At 64.4% G+C, this 6,000-nt stretch carries 6 protein-coding genes, 1 other RNA gene and 1 riboswitch; all 7 genes read right to left on the bottom strand.

The features are described from left to right. Positions 1–613: 613 nt before the first annotated feature. Positions 614–751 (bottom strand): hypothetical protein, encoded by a 138-nt coding sequence (locus tag AU198_RS26370; RefSeq protein ID WP_197416002.1) that lies wholly within the window; start codon positions 749–751, stop codon positions 614–616. Between the two features lie 133 nt (positions 752–884). Then, a complete protein-coding gene (locus AU198_RS03105) occupies positions 885–1,028 on the bottom strand; it encodes a hypothetical protein (protein ID WP_156431456.1) in 144 nt (47 codons plus the stop codon). Positions 1,029–1,059: 31 nt separating this feature from the next. Continuing rightward, on the bottom strand, positions 1,060–1,200 hold the full coding sequence (locus AU198_RS26070; protein ID WP_156431455.1) for a hypothetical protein: 141 nt from the start codon (positions 1,198–1,200) through the stop codon (positions 1,060–1,062). Between the two features lie 264 nt (positions 1,201–1,464). Further along, a riboswitch (SAM riboswitch) is annotated at positions 1,465–1,576 on the bottom strand. 321 nt (positions 1,577–1,897) lie between these two features. Then, complete coding sequence (locus tag AU198_RS03100) at positions 1,898–2,299, bottom strand: hypothetical protein (protein WP_064345951.1); 402 nt, start codon at positions 2,297–2,299, stop codon at positions 1,898–1,900. Positions 2,300–2,336: 37 nt separating this feature from the next. Then, positions 2,337–2,705: a transfer-messenger RNA gene (gene ssrA, locus AU198_RS25655) on the bottom strand. Between the two features lie 112 nt (positions 2,706–2,817). Next, the gene (locus AU198_RS03095; protein WP_064345950.1) at positions 2,818–3,657 is read right to left on the bottom strand and encodes a maleylpyruvate isomerase family mycothiol-dependent enzyme; all 840 of its coding nucleotides are present in this window, start codon (positions 3,655–3,657) and stop codon (positions 2,818–2,820) included. A gap of 50 nt (positions 3,658–3,707) precedes the next feature. Next, the gene (locus AU198_RS03090) at positions 3,708–5,996 is read right to left on the bottom strand and encodes a putative bifunctional diguanylate cyclase/phosphodiesterase (protein WP_064345949.1); all 2,289 of its coding nucleotides are present in this window, start codon (positions 5,994–5,996) and stop codon (positions 3,708–3,710) included. Between the last annotated feature and the right edge of the window lie 4 nt (positions 5,997–6,000).

Genomic DNA, 6,000 nt, shown 5'->3' with positions numbered 1-6,000 from the left:
CGACTCCTACCGCATCAAAGACCGCGACCTCGGACGAGTTCCAGGATCGACCACAGAAGAATGAACACCAAGGGGGTGAATTTTCAACCGTTGAAAAGGGGTCAATTTTCAGCCGCCGTTGACATGCTGCCCAGAATTGCCGCTTATCCCCCCTCACGGCGCTTTCTTCGCGAACTCGTAGGTCGATCCTCAGATCAGCTGCGTGGTCGGGTGTCGGGCGGTTGCTGAGTTGAACATGCTGTTGTTGGATCTGCACAGGCGTCGAGATTCGCCAGATGAAGCCCCCGTCACGCTTCACACCGCCCAGGGTTCTCCCGGTCGGCTCAGGATGCGGATCGTGCCCTTACGCCGATGCCATTCCGCCCACGCTTCCACGCTGTTTGTCTTGGGTGCTGGCGAAGCGATCCTCTCGCGCTCAGCACTCACCGCGTCCCACGTGAATGAGTCACACAGGTCCCGTCGCCATAACGGCACGGCTCGGACGGTTTACCCGTCGCCGCCTTGTTCAGGTGCCGCCACTTGGATTCGTCACGCTGCAACTTCTTCGCCTTGCTGAGCGGCATGTAGGGGTCAGCGTGCTTGGCTCGTTGAAGAGCGAGGAGCTCATCATCGTTCATTGCTGCGAACTCCTCGAACGGTGCGGACGCCCGGCCACATATCCGTTGGCCATGCGCAACGGCGGAATGCCGCTGTAGTGGATGGCGCGCAACCTGACGTTCTCGGCCTCCTGCTCGGCCCATGTCTCTTCCATAGCACATTGTCGAGCGCGAATATCGGCCTCGGTGATGAGAGCACCAGAACGCGCAATCTTGTCTGCCCCATAAGAGGCACGTGAACGGTACCTGTGAACGTGTGGGCGCTGGGGCTTCGCGATCCAGCCGCGTTCAGCGCTCATCGCCTCGCCTGCGATTCACGCGGTCCATCTTCGACCACTTAAGCCCCTGCGGGTCATGGACGTCCAAGCGATCGAAGCGCTCGTCATCGGCCCGCAACTTGTCGGGGTGGTCGTCGTCGATTCTGACGCTCACACCTATGTCGCGCCTCCCGCTCTTGCCAGCTTCAGCCATGAATGGCTCCGCGCAGTTGGGCCGCGAAATTGCGAGCCACGGTCGGCAGCACTCCGTATGGCAATTCGGTGCCGTCCTCCCAGTTTGTGAGAAGCCCGTCGAGATGGTCGAGCAGATCTCCGAGCGGGCGCATCCTCTCTCGGTCGACTCGCCGTTTCTGCTGTTCCCGCGTCTCAGCGGCACCCCGCATATGCGCAAACTTCTGCCGGATCTGTCCAGGTGTGAGGATGCGCCAGACGGCTGTGCCCGCCGCGTCCGGGCACTCGCAAAGCCATCGTTCGGGATTCTCAGCAGTCGGTGAGGGGTACGGATGGTGGCCTCGACGGCGATGCTTCTCGGCCCACTCTTCCACGTTCATAGCCAGACTCCCGAAAGTCCAAGCCTCCACCAAGACTGGGAGGCGCTCTTGCCGACACCAGTTGATGTCAGCCGCTTCGTCATCCGAGCCACCCACGAGCGTGGGGTTGGCGTGCCGCCCAGTCGGAGCTTCGCGGCGGCAACTCGTGAAGCCACATGATTCTAGCTGTGCCATTTGTGGATCGTGGATTCCCGCCATCATCGGCCCGTTGTATCGGCCCCCTCAGACGGCTCGATCGGTAGGAGAGGCATTGGCCCGCACAGTGTTCAGGATGTCGACGATGTTGTCGACGTCGGCTTCAGTGAACATCGCCTCAGGTTCGGTGGCCGCATAGTCCCGGTAGGGGGATTCGTAAAGCGGGGTTAGATCGGATGCGGCCAGTTTTCACGGCACGATTGAGCGCTGAGGACAAGAACCCATGTTTGTTGGCCATGGTCTTCCCCGACGCACCCTTCGCGGCCATCGCCTGCATTTAAAGTGCCACGTCATCGGCGGAGAGTGCCGCCAGTGGGATCGGGTCCAAGTCCGGGTTGATGTCGTTCTTGGCATGGGACCGATAGTCGGCCAGGGTGCTTTTGGCCAGGCCGGTCAGGTGGCCGATGTCGTGAGCCAGCCACTGCTCAACCGTCATTGTTGACAGTGACGGGTCCGCGTTGACCGAGTCCAGGGCGTTGAGCGGACCGACGATGCCGATGAGATCGCGGAACTTCGTCGCCGACTGGGCGTCTCCGAAGGACGTGGAGGTTTGGCGACCATGGACTCTGTACAAGCCCCTGAAGTAGACGCTCCCGTTTTTGCGGCTGCGAACGCGGATCGAAGCCGTGGTGACCGCCTTGAGACGCCGTTTGTTGACGCAATTGTTGACGTAGAGCATACGGACAACAAAAAAGGGCCGCTGAGCTGCGGCCCTTTAGTGGAGCTGCCGGGAATCGAACCCGGGTCCTACGGCGTTCCCTCAAGGCTTCTCCGTGCGCAGTTCGCTATGCCTCTACTCGGATCTCCTGATCACGCGAACAAGTCAGGATGACGATCCCAGTCGCTGTTTGATGTCCCGATGAGTCCCGCGACCGGACCCACCGGTTTATCCCTCTAGCTGATGCCAGACACCGGGTCGAGGGCTCTCCCGGGCTGACAGACACGCAGTCGCTTAGGCAGCGAGAGCGTAGTCGCGCTGATTGGAATCGGCGCTTAATTGGTTGCAACGACGCTTACGGTGGTCTCTTGCCTGCACCGGCACGCTTCCCTTGATTCGACGCTCGAAGTCGAAACCGTTCAGCCCCTGTGTAGTTGTCTAACAACGCGCCCACCGAAGTACGGCAGGACATTTCATACTACGCGACCTATAACACCGCACACCACGCATTTATGCCCGCGCCGGCCCAAAACCGCTGGTCAGATCACGTAGTTGAGGTGATCGACGACACGCCTGCCGACCTCCTCATCGCCGCCGTAAGCGATCGCGTCGTGATCCAACGCGACTCGCCCGCCGGCCAGCCGCGCGAACAGCAGCGCATCGAGCGTGATCGTCGCCGCCGGTTCGGCGCCGCCGAAGTCCTCGACCACCTTCCCCCGCCCCTCGACCGCGACGTTGATGGTCCTGGCCAGAGGCCCCGTCAGCTGGATCGACACCCGTGAGCCGTCGGGCGCCCCGCCTAGTTTGCCGACCACGAAGCCCATACTGGCCGCCATCTCGTCGAGTGCGAACACCGCGGGCGTACCCGTCGGATCAGATGCGGGCCGCCCGAGCGCATCGCGAATGTCGTGCTCATGCATCCAGCAGTCGAAGATCCGCACCCGCATGAACCGGCCGTAGCTGTCCGGGCCGGCCGGCGTCGCCGTCACCTGGTTCCACTCGTCGTCGCTCAGCGCGGTCAGCGCCGCGCGCCGCTCGGCGGTGATGGCCCGGAAGCGGTCCAGCAACTCCGCGCCGCTGATCGTCCGCAACTCGAGCACCCACAACTCGTTCAGGACACCGATGTCGTTGCGCACGTGCTCGAGCAACGACACGTCCACATCGGACTTCGGGGTGTCCATCCCCGCCAACATCGATTCGGTGCCGACCATGTGGGCCGTCACGTCGTGCACCGTCCAGCCGGGCAGCGACGTCGCCGCCTGCCAGTCGGACTCGGCCAGGCCGGCCAACAAGTCGGCGATCGTGTCCCACTGCGTGAACAGCGCATCGAGGACCGCGGATTTGTCGAGCTTCGTCACCGGACGCGAGGGGTTGCTCACCGCCCGACCGTACCGCTCGTCACCGACGGCGGTGTCCAGAACCCACAGCGCTACGGTGTGTCGGCGGCCAGAGGTTCGGCGGCAATGTCGGCGATCGCCGTGGGTAGCCCGAACAGGTACCCCTGCGCCAAGGAGCAACCGGCGAGAAACACCATCTCGGCCTGCTCCGCCGTCTCGATGCCCTCTGCGATCACTTCCAGTCCCAACGGGTCACACACCGCGATCACCGAACGGTACAGCGTGGCGGCCTGAGCGCGATCGGGCCCGGCCAGCAAGCTGCGGTCGAGCTTGACGATCTGAATGGGTAACGCGTGCAGATAGGTCAGCGAGTTGTATCCGGCACCGAAATCGTCCAGGGCCACCTTGACCCCAATGGCGTTGAGCCGCCGTATTTGTGCGGCCGCCTCGTCGAGGTCGACGATCGGCACGGTCTCGGTGATCTCCAGCGTCAGCCGGCTGGGCTCCATGCCGTAGCGCGCCAACGTAGCTGCCACCATGTCGCGGAATGCGCCGTCGCGCAGGCGCGCCGCCCCGATGTTGACCTGCAGATCCAGGCGCACGCCTGCCGAGGAGACTTCCCGGCAACTGAGATCCAGCACCATCGTGTCGAATGTCTCGCCGAGCCCCGCCGCCTCGGCAGCGGCCACGAACGTCTCGGGCGGAATCTGCGTGCCGTCGGGCGCCGTCCACCTCGCCAGCGCCTCGACCGCGACCGGAGCCTCCTCGGGCAGCCGGACGATGGGCTGATAGACCAATCTGAACCCAGCCGGCGGACCACCGTCGGCGTTTCGTAACGCGGTGGGAAAGTCCACCGCCCGGCCGGTCATCGACGGGTAGACGATGGCGATGTCTTTGCCCAGGCGCTTGCCCTCATACATCGAGTGGTCGGCCTTGCGCAGCAGATCGTCCGGGGTCTGGCTGTCTTCGTCGGATTCCAGCCGAACCAAGCCCATGCTCGCGCGGATCCGCACGCTGGAGCCGTGCACGGCGAACGGCTCCCGCAGCGCCGCCTGGATGCGGCCGGCGACGACTTCAGGTGCCGCCACGTCGCTGTTGATCAGAATGGCGAACTCGTCACCGCCGATGCGTGCCAGGGTGTCGGTATTCCGCACGCATCGACGGAGGCGTTCGCCCACGGCACGCAGCAGCTCGTCGCCGCCCGCGTGCCCGAACCGGTCGTTGACGTCCTTGAAGTCATCGAGGTCGACGAAGATCAGCACGAAACCGCCTCTGGCAGCCGCGGTTTGGAGTTCCTTGCCGAAAAATAGCCGGTTCGGCAGCCCGGTCAACGCGTCGTGATGCACCTGGTGCGCGAGCAGCCGCTGAGCGTCGAACAGCCGCACCGTCAACCTGTGCTGCGCGCGCATCGCGAAGGCCTGGCGCGCCGCGACGAGCAGAACCATCAGCACCGCCCCGACGACCAGCACCGCGTCGAGCTCCCGATCGATCAGCACGTGGTAGCCGTAAAGCATTGCAATACCGGCGAATCCGGCAAACGGCAGGATCAACTGCACCCAGTCCATCACCCGATCACCGGCCTGAGCGGCGGCCTCCGACTGGGGCACCGGTTCGGCAAGTGCGTAGATCACCAGCACCAGCCCCAGAATGAACGCGCCTCCGCCCCACAAGTCACCGTTGTGCAAGCCGACGGTCCGGAAATAGGCCACCATCCGGTCGGCGGACGCGAGCAACATGACCCCGCCGGTCAACAGCAGACACTCCGCCCGATGTGGCCGCCCCGGGCGGTAGAGACTGGCGAAGAAGACCCCCGCCACCACCGCGCACAGCTGGAGCAGCGAATAGGTCACCAGGATGGGGGGATTGTTCGACCGGGGGAACGCCGCTGCGGCCAGTGCCCCGTATCCGGCCAGGTAGGACAACAGTGAAAACGAGATCGCCGCCACGACCGCGTCGAGCACGGAGGCGACGAGCGAGTATTGATGCACCGGGTCGGGGGTAGTGGTGCGCCCGACCCCGACGCGCCCGAGCACCACCACGGCCGCGACGATGAGCACTGCGGGGAGCAGATAGGCCACGATCTCCCGCGCGCCGGCCACGTGACCGGGGTCAGAGCCGCCCCCCGTCCACCACAGCAGCTCACCGATGAGCCAGCTCGAGCACGAAGCGGCGATGAGGACTCGCCACCACCGAGACGGGCCGTCGACCTTGCGAGCAACCGCGAAGCCACGGACAACGATCACGGCGCCCAGGACCGCCTGCACCGCGATCATTCCCGCCTCGGCGCGGTCGTATCCCCACGGGGCCAGCGCGTTCACCACGACCACCAGAAGCAGGGCCACCAAGACGCCGTAACGCCAACGATGACCCCTGACCGACACGCCT

It is taken from the genome of Mycobacterium sp. GA-1199, assembly GCF_001500045.1.
Taxonomy (GTDB): Bacteria; Actinomycetota; Actinomycetes; order Mycobacteriales; family Mycobacteriaceae; genus Mycobacterium.
Note: the sequence above shows the minus strand (reverse complement) of the source record. Positions and strands in the feature narration are given on the sequence as shown.

What these genes read in the sequence shown, in the direction of transcription:
- AU198_RS26070 (WP_156431455.1), bottom strand. Translation starts at nt 1,200, where the DNA reads ATGCGCCCGCTCGGAGATCTGCTCGACCATCTCGACGGGCTTCTCACA.
- AU198_RS03100 (WP_064345951.1), bottom strand. Translation starts at nt 2,299, where the DNA reads ATGCTCTACGTCAACAATTGCGTCAACAAACGGCGTCTCAAGGCGGTC.
- AU198_RS26370 (WP_197416002.1), bottom strand. Translation starts at nt 751, where the DNA reads ATGGAAGAGACATGGGCCGAGCAGGAGGCCGAGAACGTCAGGTTGCGC.